This window comes from Algoriphagus locisalis, assembly GCF_900116615.1.
GTDB classification, from domain to species: Bacteria; Bacteroidota; Bacteroidia; order Cytophagales; family Cyclobacteriaceae; genus Algoriphagus; species Algoriphagus locisalis.
On the sequence record NZ_FPBF01000004.1, the window covers coordinates 291,985 to 309,407 of the forward strand.

Genomic DNA, 17,423 nt, shown 5'->3' on the forward strand with positions numbered 1-17,423 from the left:
CTTGAAATCGGATTGGAACATTTTTTGAACCAAGCGGGGAGATATTACTAGTTAGGTGACAAGTCTATCTAACTTTATGCACACCCTAATTTGATTCCCTTGAAGTCCAATAACCAATTTTCTACAATGAAGATTGGGATGATTCTGGTTTTGATTTTACTTAATTTGACTCCACTTGTTTTGGTTGGAGAAGAAGTAGCGAAGCCAAATAAACCCGAACTCTCCTATTTAAAAAATATTGCCGCAGGAATAGCTGGTCCTACTGAATTATGCATTGTACTCGGCATAGCTACCGGCGAATACAGCATCACAGCACCCACTTCAGCGGAATACACCTGGGTATTACAAGACCCTAACGGCAATTCATTTACCATTGCTAAAGGCGGTGCCAACAGTGTAGGAACGATTCAGGTCAGATATACAGTCACTGGTACATACCAACTCATTCTAGAAGAGCGATCCAGTCCAAATGCTAGCCCAAACACCTCTACTATTACTGTAGAAGTGAACGAAGGGCCAGCAATTGTGCTTAAGCCTGATTATCTCCTTTGTGGGGAAAATATCCCCACTCTTCAAGCTCTGGACTCCACAAATCCAGAGTTAGGCAGATATGAATTCACTTGGGCGCGGGACGAGGAGTTTACTACTATAGTAAAGCAAGGCGTAGGGGCTGCCGGAAATGAACTTACACCAACTGAAGAAGGATATTATTACGTAATGCTCAGACCAACCCTAGCAAACTCAGCTTGTATAGCAACCTCAACAACCTATGTTGGCCCTCCAGTAGATTTTGAGTTTGTGCAGAATAAAGAAGAAATCTGCGAGGGAGAGTCTGTCAAGATAGAACTGGATACACCTATCAGCGGAGAATGGTGGTATAGAAAACAAGGTGAATCTACCAAAATAACTTTAGGCAATACCTATTCAGTTACATTGGGAAGCAGCCAATTTACTGAGCCGGGGATCTACGAAGTAGGGTTCATTGGCAGTGATCAAAATTCTTCTTGCACCTCAGAAAGAATCACGACAGTCAGACAAAAGGAAGGGCCTAAGTTAGAAACAGCAGATCTAGTGCAGCCTTCAAGCTGCGGGGCAAGTGATGGTTCTTTCCAGATCACTGCGGAGAATGACCTGATATCATTAAGAATTGTTGAACTAAACCTGGATTTAGGCCCTCAAGCAGCCGGGACAGAATTAACCATTCCCAACCTTGAGCCAGGTGTTTATACCATCGAAGCAGCAACTAGTGAGTGTGGTGGATATTTTTTCCATGCGCTCAATCTGCCAGCAGCACCCGACGAAACCGATATAGTAACTTTTAAGGAAGAATGCGTGCTGAATGGGATAAATCTGGGCAGGGTGGAAATCACCTTCCCTAATGGAAATGTCAGCGGTGACTACCGGATTTTATCCGGCAACAGTGGAATCTCCACGACAGGGACTTTGACAAATGAAGATTTCATCGCTGAAGATCTTCCCGGTGGGATTTATTATTTTGACTTTGAGTATTCAGATGATTCCTGTCATCCGCTCATTGAGACATTTACCATAGACCGAAGAAGAGATGTTCCTTTCTCTTTGCCAGAAGTAATAGAGCTTTGTGATACCTACGATCTTTCGCTGAAAAGCAGTTTAAATCTCAACTTCGAACTGACACGACCCGATGGAACGGTGACTTCCGCTACTACAGGAGAGTCTTTCTTACTCTCAGAGGAAGGTGAATATAGTTTATATATTGAGCCTGTAGATCTCACTGGAGACTACTGCCCTGTGATTCGAGAATTCTCGGTAAACAAGCTGGATTATCAAATTGAATTTGGCTATGAAATCATTGATGAAAACTGCCTGGGAGATCAAATATGGGGAGCAGTAATGGAGAACCTTGATATCGAAGACGCAATATTCAGATGGTATAATGGCGCAGGAGAAATAGTGGGTCGTTCCCAAGAATTTCGCCCGATCAACTATGGGGAAGTTTATCAGCTCACGGTGCAGCCCAAAGCAACTGCTGCCTGTAACATCACCCCTTTGGATATCCAATTCAATCAGCCGATTTTGAGTGTTCCTGCGGCGCTTACTTATGAGGAGGAATGCGAGTTGTTTATAGTTAATCTAGAGGTTCTGGAAAATGAAGAGCTAGTTAAATGGATCGAATGGACTCTCTTTTTGGAAGATGGCAGCAGGGTGGAACTTGATGAAGGAACCGATTTATACGAAATAACTGACGACAGAATCGGGGTGTACGAAGCAATACTATACCGGGACAAAGAATCCGATGGAAGATGTGAAGTCGCACGGGTAAATATTTCAATTGAAGAAAGGACAATCACGCCTCCTCCAACCCTTGAGGAATCTTATCCATTTTGCTCCAAGGGAAACGGAATCCCTCCGATTGCTCCAGGTAAATACGAAAGTTACTCCTGGCGGTATTTAAATGGAGATGTGGTAGTAGGTACTGATTCTACCTTTTATCCTGCGCAGGCTGGCAACTATGAATTAACCGTGCTCACAGCAGAAGGCTGTATCTATGAAGAGGAGTTCCGGGTGTATGATGTTTGTGAGATAGACTATGTTTTTCCAAATGCCATGATATTGGATGACCCAGACCGGGACTTTAGAGTGACCGTTAGTGAAGGAGTTACCGAAGCCGAATTGTATGTGATTAACTCCACTGGAGAATTAATTCACCAAGCCGAAGTATCTGATATAAGTTATCATACTCCTATACTGATCTGGGATGGGACAGTTGGCGGAAACCGGGTACCACAGGGCACCTATGCCATAGTTCTAATTATGAGAAACCCAGACTACGGTCTCAATGAAAAAGTAACAGGATCCTTCTTGGTTTTGGAATAAAGGGCATTTCCAATGAACATTTTTTATTAGTGGGAAAGTGGAATGCAATATTTTCCCTATTTTTCCACCTTTAGAAATCTATTGTTCACAACCCAAAATTCAAAAACCTATCATATGACACAAACAATCAACAGAAGTGCGCTCTTCAATGGAAGCTGTTTTGCGCTAATTACCACAGGCTTATCTTTTTCCATTAGAGCTGGGATTCTATCTCAGCTGGGCGCGGAATTCAATCTTTCTGGAGAGCAACTTGGACTTATTAATTCCATGTGGTTCTTTGGTTTTCCAATCTCTATGATCATTGGAGGTATTTTCTACCATTCAATTGGCCCAAAGAACATCATGAAGATTGCATTTGTGATGCATACGCTTGGAGTTTTACTTACCATTTTCGCAGGTGGATATGTTGGGTTGCTAATTTCTATGCTTTGTATCGGGCTTGGAACAGGCTGTACTGAAGCTGCTTGTAACCCAATGATTGCTGACATGTATTCTGGAGTAAAAGTAGATAAGATGCTTAACCGGTTTCATATGTGGTTTCCTGGTGGGATAGTGATGGGAGCTTTGATTTCGAAATTTATGACAATCATGGAACTTGGATGGCAAGCCCAAATGGCAGTAATTATGATTCCTGCCATTACCTATTTTATTTTGTTCTACGGTAAGAAATTCCCAGAATCAAAAGTTGATGAGGCGACTTCCCTTGGTAGCAACCTAAAAGCCATGTTTTCTCCACTCTATTTATTCCTGATTGTGTGCATGGCCTTGACAGCTATTTCTGAGTTTGGACCTGGACAGTGGGTTGAAGTAATTCTGGGAAGTAGTGGAGCAGATCCAATGATTATCCTAGCGCTGACCGCTGGTTTAGTAACAATTTTAAGGTTCTTCGCTGGTCCAGTTGTAGGATCTTTAGGTCAAACAGGAGTCTTATTAGGAGGTGCGGTATTTACTGCTTTAGGAATTTACCTATTTAGTGTTGTCACAGGGCCGATTGCCTATTTAGCTGCAATAATCTATGCCTTAGGGTATGCTTACTTCTGGCCAGTCATGGTAGGTGCGGTAGCCAAGAGAGTTCCCTTAAGTAGTGCGTTAGGCATGTCTGTAATCGGAGCAGTTGGAATGTTTTCTTCTGGGATATTTCAACCTATAATTGGTAATTGGATTGATAATTCAACTATTGACAACACCGCAAAAGGTCTAACAGGTGAAGCCTTACAGCTTGCAACTGGACAAGATACACTTCAGAAAATGATGATATTCCCAATCATTTTGATTGTTTTATTTACCATATTTTACTTCTGGCAAAAAGGAAAGAACTATTCAGGAGCATCCGCTCACTAAACTTAAAAAAAGCAGCTTTCGGGCTGCTTTTTTTTGGCTTCAATTCTTTTATGTGAATTCTCTAATGTGAGGAATCCAGTTCATATTTAGATACTTTTCCTTAATTTGAATCTCATATCTTGAAACCCTATTAACCTCTTACCTTATGTTTAAGAAATTTACTGTGATAAGTCTGCTGGGACTTTTACTTTTTTCCTGCGAGAAAAAACAAACAGCACTTACAGATGAAGAATACTCCAAGCTCACTGACGAGCAAAAAAGATTACCTGAACACGCAGTAGACGGAATTGTAGTGGCAGACGATCGCTTAGAACTAACCCTTTTCGCCTCAGAACCTATGATGTCCAATCCTACCAACATGGACATTGATGATCGAGGAAGAGTCTGGATAGCTGAAGCATATAATTATCGCACTACTCTTAATCCAAGGAACCCCACTCGTGCCGAAGGTGATAGAATCCTGATCATGGAAGACACCGACGGTGATGGGGTCGCAGATGAATCTAAAGTTTTTTATCAAGGAAATGATATCAATGCTGCTTTGGGAATTGCTGTGCTTGGTGACAAAGTGTATGTTTCTGTAAGCCCTTATGTCTATGTTTTCACAGATGCTGATAGAGACGACGTTCCTGAGAAAAAAGAGATTCTATTTGAAGGAGTAGGCGGTGAGCAACATGACCATGGTATGCACTCTTTCAACTTTGGCCCCGACGGAAAATTGTATTTCAATTATGGTAATGAAGGCAAGGGAATTCATTATGCAGATGGTTCTCCAATTCTGGATCCTCTGGGCAGACCTGTAAATAGCGAAACTCAGCCCTATCGTGAAGGAATGGTTTTTCGTATGAATCCCGACGGATCAGACGTGGAAGTGCTTGGTTGGAACTTTAGAAACAACTACGAAGTCGCCACCGACAGCTACGGTAGAATGTGGCAATCCGATAATGATGACGATGGTAACCGAAGTACTCGGATCAACTACGTGATGGATTACGGAAACTACGGTTTCAAAGACGAAATGACTGGAGCCGATTGGAGAGCCAGAAGAATCAATATGGAAGACTCCGTGTATCAACAGCACTGGCACCTGAATGACCCGGGCGTGGTACCTAATTTACTTCAAACCTATGCCGGTTCACCAACAGGAATCTTGGTATATGAAGGCAAACTACTTCCTGAAGAATATCAAAACCAAGTAATCCACTCAGATGCAGGACCAAATATTGTAAGAGCATATCCAACAGTTCCTTCAGGTGCAGGATTCGATGCAAAAATCATCAATCTCTTAGACGGAAATCCTAGAGACAATTGGTTTAGACCTTCGGATGTCACCGTTGCTCCTGACGGCTCTTTATTTATTTCCGATTGGTATGACCCAGGCGTAGGCGGCCATGCCATGGGAGATTTGGACAAAGGAAGAATCTACAGGCTTGCACCTAAAGACACTGATTATGAAGTAAGCAAGCCAGATTATACAAGCATTTCTTCTCTAATTAATTTACTCCAAAGTCCAAATCGGGCGACACACTTCAAAGCTTTTATGGCTTTGGTAGAAAAAGGTGAGGAAGCCAAAGATGCACTAGAAACATTATATGCAGAAGGTGAAAGTAGAATGAAGGCAAGAGCTTTCTGGGTTCTTACCAAACTGCCAAACGGCAACGATTACATTAAAACCGCGGCATCAGATTCAGATGAAAACATCAGAGTAGCAGCTTTGCGTGCTTACAGAAATAATAAAATGAGCGATATCTCCTTCTTATTGGAAATGGCAAGCGATGAATCCGCGCAAGTACGCAGGGAGGTAGCCTTAGCTATTCGATACAAGTCAAGTCCTGAAGTGTGGCAGAAGCTCACCGAAGGATATGAGAGTGGCGATCGCTGGTATTTGGAGGCTTTAGGAATTGCAGCTGAAGGATTTTGGGATGATTACTTACCCAACTACCTAAAGGCAGTTGGTTCTGGATGGATGGAAAGCCAGGAGGCAAAAGATATTGTTTGGAGATCCCGTGCCTCGAATACAGCAGAGTTACTAGGTAAAATAATCCTTTCACAACCAGGCCGAAACAATCAACCCTACTATCGTGCGCTAGACTTCCAATCTCCACAAGCAAAAAACCAAACGCTAAAATCACTTTTGGCAAATGCTCCTGAGGAAGATCAATTAATCATTTTGAGACAGATCAGCTTTGATCCTCAAAATCCAGACAATCAAATCCTAAGCCTTGCCAGACAAACTGCCGGCAGCATCGCGGATGACAGAGACTTTATGGATATTGTCAGCAAATATAATTTGACAGACCAGAAAGACCGATTAGAAAAATTGGTTTACCAATCAGATAGCAGACAGCATTCGCAGATGGCGGCAAACATTTACGCCTCTATTTATGGCATGACAGCTATCCAAGCATCTTTTGCTGATACAGACCAAGCCAATGCCATCAACTCAATTGAGAAGTTCGGCACTATTGATAACGAAGAAATGGCAAAAGCACTTTCGGAAATTTACCTGGATGAAACCAAGCCATTGGAAATAAGAACTGCAGCAGCGGAAGCTGCAAGAGGCTACAATTCTGAACCTTACCTTTGGGAGCTCGCCAAAGCAGATAAAATCCCTGCAGACTTGCTTCCTATTGTAAAGAAAATCCTTCTTTCCTCCTGGAATGGAAATATTAGAGCTGAAGCAAATGAGAAATTCGGAAACGACACCGCCTCCAGCGTGGACCTTCCAAAGCTGTTGACACAGCAGGGAGATGTTGAAAAGGGACTTCTACTTGCAGACAATTATTGTCTTTCCTGCCACAAAATCGGTGAGAAAGGGATTGACTTTGGACCTGGGCTCACTGAAATCGGAGACAAACTTTCTAAAGAAGGGCTTTTCAATGCCATCTTAAACCCTTCCGAAGGCATGGGGTTTGGCTATGAAACCCAATTGGTAAAAATGAAAGACGGCACGCAATTTACCTGCATTGTCAATTCCAAAACAGAAAATGATTTGGTGGTGAAACTAGTTGGAACTGCTGAACAAAAGATTTACAAGCTGGCAGACGTTGAGAGCGTCACGCAGTTAGATGAATCACTTATGCCAAAATTCCCGCTTTCAGAGACTGAACTCGTTGATTTGGTTAGTTACTTGGAAACGCTCAGGAAATAATATTTGAGTTATTTCTCTCCCAAATCCCAGCTTGTGAAAATAGGCTGGGATTTTGTTTGAAGTGCTTTTATACTAAAACCAAATTTGACAAAAACTAAAGGTCTGTAAAAACGTCTTAAAAGTTTGATTGGAATTATTATAACTTTGAAAAGCTATGATCCCAATGATTAAAAAGAAACTCCAGCAAATTGAAACTTTGTGTAAGCAGCACAAAGTGGATTCATTTGCCCTTTTTGGATCAGCTGCAAGCGGGGAATTTGATCACTCTAGTGACTTAGATTTTCTAGTGAAATTTTCCAACACTATCGAAATTCTAGATTACGCGGACAACTACTTTGATTTTTTGGGGAATTTAGAAAAGCTCTTTGATATGCCAATTGATTTGGTCTCAGAAAAATCGCTGAAAAACCCAATTCTTATCCAGGAAATAAACAAGTCAAAAATCCGGCTTTATGAATGCTAAGGATTTAAAATACATTTTGGATATTCAAAGTATCATTGAAGAATTAGAGATTATCAAAAACCGAGTAAGCAATAACTTCATTAACTACAAAAATGATTTTATTGTGAAAAGAGCAGTAGAACGGGATCTGGAGATCATAGGGGAAGCTGTCAGAAAACTTACTGAGCAAAATCCAAACATGGCGTTATCTTCCATTAAAAAAATAATAGGACTAAGGAATATGATAAGTCATGCATATGATTCTATTGATAATGAACTGATTTGGGCAATTATTCAAAAGGACATACCTATTTTAAATGACAAAATTAAAAAATTAAGAGATAACTAAAACATAGATAAAACTCTGATGAAGCGCTTTTTTACACACACATTTTTTTTGCTTTTACTCTCAGTGACTCTGGCATATTCTCAACACAATGACTTAATCTACAATTCCGAAACCCTCCAAATTCAGCAAATCAGCCCAAACACATTCGTCCATGTTAGTTATTTGAATACTGATGATTTTGGAAAAGTGGCCTGCAATGGAATGATCGTTATCAATGAGGGCGAGGCCTTGGTTTTTGACACACCGGCAAATGATGAAGCAAGCCTGGAATTAATCAATTGGATAGAAAAAGATCATAAAGCAAAGGTCAAAGGAGTAGTTGCAACTCATTTTCACTGGGATTGTCTGGGTGGATTGAATGAGTTTCATGCTAAAGGAATACCATCGTATGCTTCCTCCAAAACCATTGACTTGGCAAAAGCTGCTGGCTATCCCCTTCCTGAAATTGGTTTCAAAAAGAAAATGAGCCTTAAAGCAGGTGATCTAAAAGTGACAAATCAATTCTTTGGAGAAGGACATACGAAAGACAACTTCGTGGCCTATGTCCCGTCAGACAAAGTCATTTTCGGAGGATGTATGATCAAAGCGCTAGGTGCCGGAAATGGAAACCTCGAAGATGCCAATGTAGCCGAATGGTCTACGACAGTGAGAAAGGTGAAATCAGCTTTTCCAAAGGCTGAACTAGTAATCCCGGGTCATGGGGAAATTGGAGGAACAGAGTTGTTGGATTATACGGCGGAGATGTTTGAGAAGCAGGGCAAATAACTTTAAAAATATGAATACCCGCAATCTGGCCAGTAGCAGAAATTTCTATGCTAACCCGGTCAGAAGACCGAAGACGTCCCGATGGCTATCGGGAGACAGAAGCGGCCAAATTGATAGTGTTAAGTAAACTCAATTTCACTTAAGCTTAATTCCTACCTGTGTGCTCTGTCTAATTCTCTTTGAACTCAGCGGTTAAAATAGTAAAAAAGCCCTCACAGATATCCGCAAGGGCTTTCCAATTTCAAACCATAATTAATTTACTTTCCTTCTACTATTCTTAAGGTTGTTTTACCAGTATGAAGCTGTCCAAATCTATCTGTTGCCTGAATGTGAATCACATGTTCACCAGCTTCTAAACCCGCAGGAATACCTCCACGCCAGAGATGCTTACTTGCTGCAGGATTGGAAGGCCTGCGACCGTCAATCAACTCCTCTGTCACATCCCACTGATACAAATCAACCAAATACGCAGGATCGTAGTCTTCGACCTTAGTTGCCTTTTTCCATTCTCCATCATCCACTTTGATCAGCACCTCGTCTCCTTCGCTTCCCATGAAGAAGTTTACAAAGATGCCTGCGGTAGTCCGCTTGTCCTTTTCTAGCACTTTCGGCGCAAAAATCTCCATCTGATAGTCGCTTGACTTTCCTGCTACTTGATAGCGGATTTTATACTGATTTCCTTCGAAATGAATCAACGCATAGCCTTTCGGCGTACCATCTCGCATGGTGGACACGGGGATTCCCTTTTCATCCAACGTACCTTTATACCAGTCGCCGGAGGTCGTTCCTACATTGTAATGATGATGCGGCTTATCCTGTCTCCACCCATCCTTTTTGTAAAACAAATCCTGCTTCTGCAAATGGGTATGGGCAGAAAGTGAAAGTGTATTTGGGAAATCAGCCAACAAATCAAATAACTCCTGACGATCCTCGTCCCGGAAAGAATCCCCCTCTTCAGCCAATGGAATGTGCATAGAAATTACGATCAGGTGATCCTTCGGCACAAACTTCAAATCGTTTTTGAAGAAGTCCATTTGATCGGCTCGCAAACCTCCCCAGTATCCTTGCTGATCCCGAGGATCTGGCCATAAGATGTCATCAATAACGATAAAGTGCACCTTACCCACATTGTACGCATAAGCACTGGGACCAAAATGGGCTTCGAATGCCTCGTCGGCAAACTCATCATTTTCCACATCATAATTCTGATCGTGGTTACCCATAACGTTGTACCAAGGGAGACCAACTTTCGCCACAGCTTTGGCATATGGAGTGAATAAACTCAAATCATCTCCTACCAAATCTCCCAAAGAAAGACCGAAAGCTACATCCTGAATTCCCTCCACTTCGCTGACAATCCCTCGATCGAAGAAGTCAACCTCCTCCAATGTATAAGGCTGGGGATCTCCGAAGATCAAGGCCGTAAAATCATCAGCTTCTTCCACTGCAGTCATAGCAAAGTTGATTTCTTTAGGAAGCTCCCCTGTGGGAGCAGAGCCTGCAAATTTTAATTCAGGTGAACCACTTGGCTTGTGGATATAGTAAAACTGCGGCTTGTTCAATGAATCCAACGGCACAGTATAACCTGTGGGTTTGATCACAAACAACAATTGTCCGTCTTTCAGTCCTATCTCATAATAGCCCTTTTCATCAGTCTGGACTACTTCTTGGCCGTTCGAAACACTAACCCCCGAAAGTCCGGCTTCCCTACGTTGCTTTTTGCCGTTTCCGTTAACATCGTGATAGACATAGCCTTTGGCCAGTTCTTGCGAAAAAGCAGTCAGACTTGTTAATCCCAAGGCTAGGATCAGGCCTGTTTTCATTAATTTACTCATTTTTCCCACCATACTTTTGTATTGATATCGTCAGCACCCATTCTGGCTACCGCTGCATTGTAATTATCCGGATTATTAACTTGAACACTTACTGGGTAGCGAAATCTCACCGGCACTTGTTGGTTGTTTAGCATTCCCTCATTTTTTGGAAGTACAGGGTATCCCGTTCTACGGTATTCGAACCACTGCTGATAGTCATTAAAGTACAATCCAATGTACTTTTGAAGCATAATTCGCTCCAGCGTACCATCGTAAGCAGCTTCAGGATTAGCAAAATACTCCTCAGTCATTTCTACTCCCCACTGTTCCATGGCTGCTTTTACGCCATTTTCATAATGCATAGCCGCCTCTGATTCTATCACTCCCCGTTGAGCTAATTCAGCTTTGATAAATTCCACTTCAGCATAAGTCAAAAGCAAAGAGATCATCGGAGCTTCTACCAACATGCGGTTGTGATTGCTCGGGATAAACTGAAACTGATTTTCATTTCCATCAAATCCACTAGGTATTCCCTTATACCCTATCGCTGTCGTTCCATCAACGCTCCTTGCCTCTGTCATAAACCTTTCTCTTCGAGGGTCTTCCAAGGAATTCAGCTGATCTACAAAAAACTCAGAAATAGAACGGAACGTAGTGAAGTCAATCGCCCTTCCCCAAGGAGAAAGATTTGGTGTCACGCCGGTAATCTGAAGAATCGCCGACTCCGCAGTGTTTTCAAAAACAGGATACTGCTCAGGATTATTGATCATGGAAGCCATTTTCGCAAAAGAGTTCATTTCAGCTCTTCCCGAAACTCTAAGCAATAATCGTAAATGCAGGGAGTTGGTAAACTTTCTCCATTTTTCTACATCATTGTGAAAAAGGATATCATCTCCGTAGATCATCGCTTGCGTGTCGTCATATAATGTATTCGCACGTTCCAAATCCTGGAAAATCTGGGAGTAAACTTCCTCCTGTGTATCGAAGACTGGTTGGAAAATCCCATCCTCTGCCCTGCTCGCCTCTGTCATAGGAATATCGCCAAAGCTATCTGTCAATTGACTCAAGCTGTACGCTCTCAACGTCAATGCGATAGCCTCATAGTTTACATCTGAATTTTCCACAGCAGATGTTTCCATCTCCTTGATATTGATCAGCCATCTGTAATAGGTACTCCAGGTAGAATTCCCCGCACCCTCGGAGATATCATAGCGGTGAACACCCCCATTGGCACTAGGAAAAGGTAATGCTACCTGCATAACCTGAAAGGTCCAGGCATCCGCTCTGTCAGTTCCAAAACTTGCTATCCCATAGATAGTGGGATTAAGCAAAGTTCCCGGACTAATCTGGTCAATTCTGTTTGGATCCGTGTTGATTTCTTCAAAATCATCCGTGCAGGAAACTGAAGCCCAAGCCAATGTTCCCAGCAAAAGTGTTGCGATATATTTGTTCATACTGTTCATCGATTAAAATTTAAGGGTAAGATTCACGCCCATATTTCTTGTGGTTGGCAACTGCCCCATTTCCACGCCCGGAAGTAAGGTACCTCCATTCAAAGCGGCAGTTTCCGGATCAAACATTGGGAACTTTGTCCACATTGCCAGATCTCGCCCATAGAGTGCTATGGACGCTTGACGAATACTGGTTTTCTGTAAAAATTTGACCGGAACACCATACTCCAATCTCATTTCCCGAAGTTTAATAAAGGAAGCGTCAAAGGAATTGGACTCTACGTTTGCTCTTCGATAATAATCAGCATAGTAGCTGGCCAGATTGACCTCGGTGGTGTTTGGAGAAAAAGTCCCATCTCCATTATCCACCACACCTTCACCCACGATAAATCCATCTTCTCTTCCCTTCAAGGTATGCGTAAGCTTTCCTTGCTCAGACATTTTATGGTGTGTCTGGGAATAAACTATCCCTCCATACTGACCGTCAAAAAGCACACTCATCCGAAGGTTTTTATAGACGAATTCATTCCTAAAACCGCCCTTCCATTTCGCATAAGCATTACCTTGGTATTCGATTTCAGCAGGTCTAGCAGGAAGTCCATTGCTGCCATATACAATTTCTCCTTCAGGCGATCTCACAAAACCAAACCCGTAAATATCACCGGTAGTCCCGCCCACTTTTGCAATAATGGTCGCGTTGCCCCCAGTTCCAATCACCTGACTTCCATCCACTTCATCAGGAAGAGAAAGAACTTCATTCTCGTTTTTAGCCCAGGTGATGAAAGAATTCCACTGGAAATTGTTCGTTTTCAAAGGACTGCCGTTCAGCACTAGTTCTATGCCTCGGTTCTGTACCCTTCCTGCATTCAAGATGGCACTGGAATATCCGGTGGTGATATCCACAGGAACCTGAAGAATCTGATTCTTAGTTTCAGAGATATAGAAATTGATGTCAAAACCCAGCCTTCTGTTGAAGAAAATCATCTCCAGCCCTGTTTCGAAACTTGTGGTAATCTCAGGTTTGAAGTTAGTATTGTAAAGAGTAGAAGGCACAGAAGCAGAGCCGGGAAATTCACTTTGACCGTAGTATTTCGAAGTACGGTAAGGATCAGTATCATTTCCCACTTGAGCCCCTGATACTCTTAACTTGGCAAAGGAAATCGGTTCTGGCAAGGTGAAAATATCAGAAAGCACAAAACTGGTACTTACCGATGGGTAGAAGAAGCTGTTGTTTTGAGTAGGTAGCGTACTTGACCAGTCATTTCTTCCGGTGATGTCCACAAATATTTTTTCATCAAAATCTAAGGTCATCAAGCCGTAAATTGAGTTGATCACGCGATTGTTACTGTTCGTGGAGAGCACTGGATTGTTTATACCGTTAGCAAGTTTGTAAACACCAGGAATCACCAAGCCGTCCACATAGGCAGACATCATGCGGTATTTTCTCGACATGTGGTTTCCTCCCACACTTGCTCTTAAGGAGATTTTCTCCGCTAATTTCCCGGTATAGGTGAAAAGGAAATCTGAGTTCTGCTCGTAATTAGTGATGTTTTGCTCTTTGTAATATCCTCTTTGGAAATTAGCCGTGCTGTAGGGTCTCTGTTGCGCACGCTCTTCCTGACTCATCGCCAAACTGGTGCGAAGCATCAATTCAAAATGATCATTGAAGGTATAATTGGCCGATAGATTACCAAACATTGAATTGTTGTTCACCGAATTGGTCATCTCATAAGCGATCAAATAAGGATTGTCTATGAAGGAGCTAAACGGGTGAATTTGATCTACATTTTCCTGACCTTCTTTCCAGATTGGTCTGTACCATTCTAGGTCGATACTCGGATTTTGGAAAATCATGAAATAAGCAATGGACTGGTTGTTATAGCCAGTTGCAGGAAGGTTGTCTGAGCTCTTGTTAGTATAGTTTACTTTAGCATTTAGCTTCAGCTTTTTGCTGATTTGCTGGGAAGCGGAAAGTGCGGCTACCAAGCGATCAAAACCTGTGTTCGGCATGATCCACTCATTTTTTGTCTGTGTGATAGATGCTCTCAGGGAACCTCCTTCGTTAGCTCCTTCCAGTGACACAGAGTTTACCATATTGAAGCCAGTTCTCCAGAAACCTGTCACATTATCTTCATAAGGTCTCCAAAGCTGGCGCTCTGCAGACTGACCTTCTAGCGTAGGATCATATTGGAAATAGGATTGCCCATCAAACTTTGGCCCGAATGCGCTACTGGTACCACCTGTATTGGATCCATCTTCAGAAACTCCATAGCTATAAAATAGATCCCCTTCTTCATTAAAAGCTCTGCCTGTTCCTTGACCATATTCGTATTGTCTGTCCGGCCACTTGAGTGCATTTTGGAAGCTGAAATTAGAATTGATAGTTACACCCAATCCTTTAGTCCTTTGAGAACCGCTTTTGGTAGTCACGATCAAAGCTCCATTAGCTGCCCGACTTCCGTAAAGTGCAGTGGCACTTGCTCCCTTCAGCACGTTGATTGACTCGATATCATCCGGATTCAAATCGGCAATACCATTTCCAAAATCGATTGGAACGTCATTACCCGATCCAGCCCCATAGGCATTGCTTACTCCGGAGGAAGTCAAACCAGAATTCATCGGAACTCCATCGACTACGATCAGGGCAAAGTTGCCATTTGGATTAAGGGAATTATCTCCTCTCAGACTGATCTGCGAGGAGTTCATCGGTCCAGAACCTGCAGAAAGCACATTCAAACCGGCTACCTTACCACGTAAAGCATCTGACCAGTTATTCGATCTCGCATCAAGTAATTCTTCTGAATCCACTTTTTGGGTAGCATAACCCAAGGCTTTTTCCTCTCTTTTGATACCCAAAGCAGTCACAACCACTTCGCCAAGCACATCGCTGTCCAGCCTTAATCTGATGATTAATTCTGTTTGGTTTTGTGCAGTAACTTCTTGCTTATCATAACCTACGTACGAGAATACCAAAACCGCTCCTTCGTCAACAGTAATTGCAAACTTGCCATCCAAATCTGACGTGGTTCCTTTGGTAGTGCCTTTAATGATGATGTTGACTCCGGGAAGGGTTTCGCCTGTTTCTTCATCCACGACAATTCCTGAAATCTGCACTTTATCTATCTGCAAAGATTGCATGACAGATTTCTTCTTTGTGCTGACAGCAATAGTAGCGTTGATTTGTTTGAATTTCAGATTGGACTGAGCAGAAATTTCCTCCAGGATAGTCTGTAGATCAGTTTTCCTGTTGGTAAAAGTGATTTTGGAATTAAGGTTTAATCCAGTTTCATAGGAAAACTTAAATCCTGACTGTTTTTCTATCTGTACAAATGACTCGGATAGCACCAATTCATTAGCGCTTAGCGAGACAATCGTCTCTTCCAGCTTCTGGGCATTGACACCATTGGCAAACACCATGGAGTGCATCCAGCAACTGAGTAGGCAAGCCGTAAATAATCTCATAGCCAAGGTTTTTAAGGCAGGTGGTAACTTTTTTTTCATAGATTTGAAGTGTTCATGTGATAAAATGTCTGAATCGTTTTTTTACTCGAACTGAATGGATTCGTTGGCGCGGATCCATTCGCTTTTTAAGGGCAATTTTTGAAGGTTAGTGTTACATCTTTGGCAGCTATTTCATAGGTCATCGGAATAGAATATTGAATCAATTGTAGTAGGTTTTCCAAACTTTGCTTCTCGTACGTCCCGGAAATCTGGCAGCTATTTGAAGCGGTGAGATCAGTAGTGATTTTCACTCCATACCACTCCTCCAGCGTCTTTACCATCTCTTTCATGTCCGTATTTTCAAAAACAATGATGTCCTCCGTCCAGGCGAAAAGCGGGTCGGATTTGGGTATAGTGGAGACAGTTCCCCCTTGGTCAGAATAATCAAGGCGAAGATTCGGAGTAAGCATAAAAATTGAATCCGTTGGATCGGACACCTTTACCAAACCTGTTTTCACAGCTACTACTTCCTGCTGCTCAGGCTGATTTCTGATGAGAAAAGAAGTCCCTAGAACTTCGGTAGTGAGCGTGGCAGTCTCTACCCGGAATGGACGGAGTGTGTCGCGCTTTACTTCGAAAAATGCTTCACCGGAAAGTTTTACCAATCTGTTTTCAGAGAAACTTTCTGCAACCTGGATTTTGGTATCATGAAATAAACTGACTGTGGAACCGTCGGGTAGTCGGACTTTTTTGATCATCCCCTTCCCATTTTCGAAAGTCAATAACTTAGCCTCCTGCTTTGCCGGAGTGTCAGACGGAATTCCCTTAATAGCAAAAAGCCCAATTCCAATTAGGATGATAATAGATGCTGCTACTTTCCATCCCAAAAAGCTCTGTTTCGTGGAAGAATCAGGTATTCGGGAACAAGTAGCTTTCCTGATGTTCTGTAGCATCTCAGATTCTACCTGTGCTTTATTCCGCTTTTTGTGATCCTGAATATGCCAGACAGAGTCAATTCCCTTGGTGTACCAAGTATTGAACTTTTGAATTTCTTCTTTGGAAGCTTTGCCTCGCAGGATTTTAGATACAATGTCCAAAAGGGCAGATGGTAATCTCATGTATTGTCGTCTTTCTCTTATTAAGTACCGAAACGACTACTCGACTACCGCTCCATTTGATTATGTAATCGTGAATAATGCGCTATGAAAAATTAATCTGTCGGTAACAAAACTTTACTTACGCGACCAGATAGATCGCTAATGCCGGCGCCAGATGCTTCAGCTCTCCGCGCAAAATTTTGAGTGATTTGGAGAGTTGATTATGAACAGTTTGGGGGGAAATCTTGAGTTTATCGGCTATCTCATCCACCGAATATCCTTCCAACCGACTCATCCGAAAAATAAGCTGAGATCTCGCAGGAAGCATCTCAACAGCAATCTCTATTTCCTTGTAAAGCTCATCAAAGCCAAAAATATCCTCTTCATAAAAGGATTCAGGCAAAGTATCGCTTCTAGTTGCCCTGCTTTTCGCCAGTTCATCGAAATGCCTCATTACCTGATACTTTACCGCTGTAAGCAGATAGCCTTTGATCCCGGACTTGATTTCCAGCGAAGCGCGTCTCTGCCAGATATCTATAAAAATTTCCTGAAGCATATCCTCCACGATGGATTGATCCCCAATTTTACTGTAGGCACTTTGGTACATCAATTCCCAATTGTCCTTGAAAACCTGTTCGAAATGCGCTGTACTCTGAAAAGTGGACATAATCCTATGTAGGGTATGTACCAAAAATAATTGGCTTGGGACTAAAAGG

11 protein-coding genes are annotated in these 17,423 nt (G+C 42.3%); 6 read left to right on the forward strand and 5 right to left on the reverse strand.

Annotated features, from left to right (window positions below):
* Positions 1 to 126 precede the first annotated feature (126 nt).
* From BM386_RS13495 to bla, 6 genes are all read left to right on the forward strand, one after another.
* Entirely contained in the window at positions 127 to 2,856 is a 2,730-nt protein-coding gene (locus BM386_RS13495; protein WP_091695180.1) for a hypothetical protein, read from the forward strand.
* A 114-nt stretch (positions 2,857 to 2,970) separates the two neighbouring features.
* On the forward strand, positions 2,971 to 4,197 hold the full coding sequence (locus BM386_RS13500) for an MFS transporter (protein ID WP_091695489.1): 1,227 nt from the start codon (positions 2,971 to 2,973) through the stop codon (positions 4,195 to 4,197).
* A 145-nt stretch (positions 4,198 to 4,342) separates the two neighbouring features.
* Positions 4,343 to 7,348 (forward strand): PVC-type heme-binding CxxCH protein, encoded by a 3,006-nt coding sequence (locus BM386_RS13505; RefSeq protein WP_091695183.1) that lies wholly within the window; start codon positions 4,343 to 4,345, stop codon positions 7,346 to 7,348.
* 163 nt (positions 7,349 to 7,511) lie between these two features.
* A complete protein-coding gene (locus tag BM386_RS13510; RefSeq protein WP_244545527.1) occupies positions 7,512 to 7,811 on the forward strand; it encodes a nucleotidyltransferase family protein in 300 nt (99 codons plus the stop codon).
* Complete coding sequence (locus BM386_RS13515) at positions 7,801 to 8,139, forward strand: HepT-like ribonuclease domain-containing protein (protein WP_091695188.1); 339 nt, start codon at positions 7,801 to 7,803, stop codon at positions 8,137 to 8,139. The genes BM386_RS13510 and BM386_RS13515 overlap by 11 nt, the downstream gene beginning before the upstream one ends.
* A gap of 18 nt (positions 8,140 to 8,157) precedes the next feature.
* On the forward strand, positions 8,158 to 8,904 hold the full coding sequence (gene bla / locus BM386_RS13520) for a subclass B1 metallo-beta-lactamase (RefSeq protein ID WP_091695191.1): 747 nt from the start codon (positions 8,158 to 8,160) through the stop codon (positions 8,902 to 8,904).
* A gap of 257 nt (positions 8,905 to 9,161) precedes the next feature.
* Here the strand turns inward: bla and BM386_RS13525 are convergent, their stop codons facing one another.
* The 5 genes from BM386_RS13525 to BM386_RS13545 form a co-directional block, all read right to left on the reverse strand.
* Entirely contained in the window at positions 9,162 to 10,727 is a 1,566-nt protein-coding gene (locus BM386_RS13525; RefSeq protein WP_244545528.1) for a calcineurin-like phosphoesterase C-terminal domain-containing protein, read from the reverse strand.
* A gap of 8 nt (positions 10,728 to 10,735) precedes the next feature.
* On the reverse strand, positions 10,736 to 12,172 hold the full coding sequence (locus BM386_RS13530; RefSeq protein WP_244545529.1) for a SusD/RagB family nutrient-binding outer membrane lipoprotein: 1,437 nt from the start codon (positions 12,170 to 12,172) through the stop codon (positions 10,736 to 10,738).
* Positions 12,173 to 12,184: 12 nt separating this feature from the next.
* The gene (locus BM386_RS13535; protein WP_091695197.1) at positions 12,185 to 15,670 is read right to left on the reverse strand and encodes a SusC/RagA family TonB-linked outer membrane protein; all 3,486 of its coding nucleotides are present in this window, start codon (positions 15,668 to 15,670) and stop codon (positions 12,185 to 12,187) included.
* 86 nt (positions 15,671 to 15,756) lie between these two features.
* Entirely contained in the window at positions 15,757 to 16,728 is a 972-nt protein-coding gene (locus BM386_RS13540; protein ID WP_091695200.1) for a FecR family protein, read from the reverse strand.
* Between the two features lie 118 nt (positions 16,729 to 16,846).
* Positions 16,847 to 17,374, reverse strand: coding sequence for a sigma-70 family RNA polymerase sigma factor (locus tag BM386_RS13545; RefSeq protein ID WP_091695202.1), 528 nt, complete (start codon positions 17,372 to 17,374; stop codon positions 16,847 to 16,849).
* Positions 17,375 to 17,423: the final 49 nt, after the last annotated feature.

What these genes read in the sequence shown, in the direction of transcription:
- BM386_RS13495 (WP_091695180.1), top strand. Translation starts at nt 127, where the DNA reads ATGAAGATTGGGATGATTCTGGTTTTGATTTTACTTAATTTGACTCCA.
- BM386_RS13500 (WP_091695489.1), top strand. Translation starts at nt 2,971, where the DNA reads ATGACACAAACAATCAACAGAAGTGCGCTCTTCAATGGAAGCTGTTTT.
- BM386_RS13505 (WP_091695183.1), top strand. Translation starts at nt 4,343, where the DNA reads ATGTTTAAGAAATTTACTGTGATAAGTCTGCTGGGACTTTTACTTTTT.
- BM386_RS13510 (WP_244545527.1), top strand. Translation starts at nt 7,512, where the DNA reads ATGATTAAAAAGAAACTCCAGCAAATTGAAACTTTGTGTAAGCAGCAC.
- BM386_RS13515 (WP_091695188.1), top strand. Translation starts at nt 7,801, where the DNA reads ATGAATGCTAAGGATTTAAAATACATTTTGGATATTCAAAGTATCATT.
- bla (WP_091695191.1), top strand. Translation starts at nt 8,158, where the DNA reads ATGAAGCGCTTTTTTACACACACATTTTTTTTGCTTTTACTCTCAGTG.
- BM386_RS13525 (WP_244545528.1), bottom strand. Translation starts at nt 10,727, where the DNA reads ATGAAAACAGGCCTGATCCTAGCCTTGGGATTAACAAGTCTGACTGCT.
- BM386_RS13530 (WP_244545529.1), bottom strand. Translation starts at nt 12,172, where the DNA reads ATGAACAAATATATCGCAACACTTTTGCTGGGAACATTGGCTTGGGCT.
- BM386_RS13535 (WP_091695197.1), bottom strand. Translation starts at nt 15,670, where the DNA reads ATGAAAAAAAAGTTACCACCTGCCTTAAAAACCTTGGCTATGAGATTA.
- BM386_RS13540 (WP_091695200.1), bottom strand. Translation starts at nt 16,728, where the DNA reads ATGAGATTACCATCTGCCCTTTTGGACATTGTATCTAAAATCCTGCGA.
- BM386_RS13545 (WP_091695202.1), bottom strand. Translation starts at nt 17,374, where the DNA reads ATGTCCACTTTTCAGAGTACAGCGCATTTCGAACAGGTTTTCAAGGAC.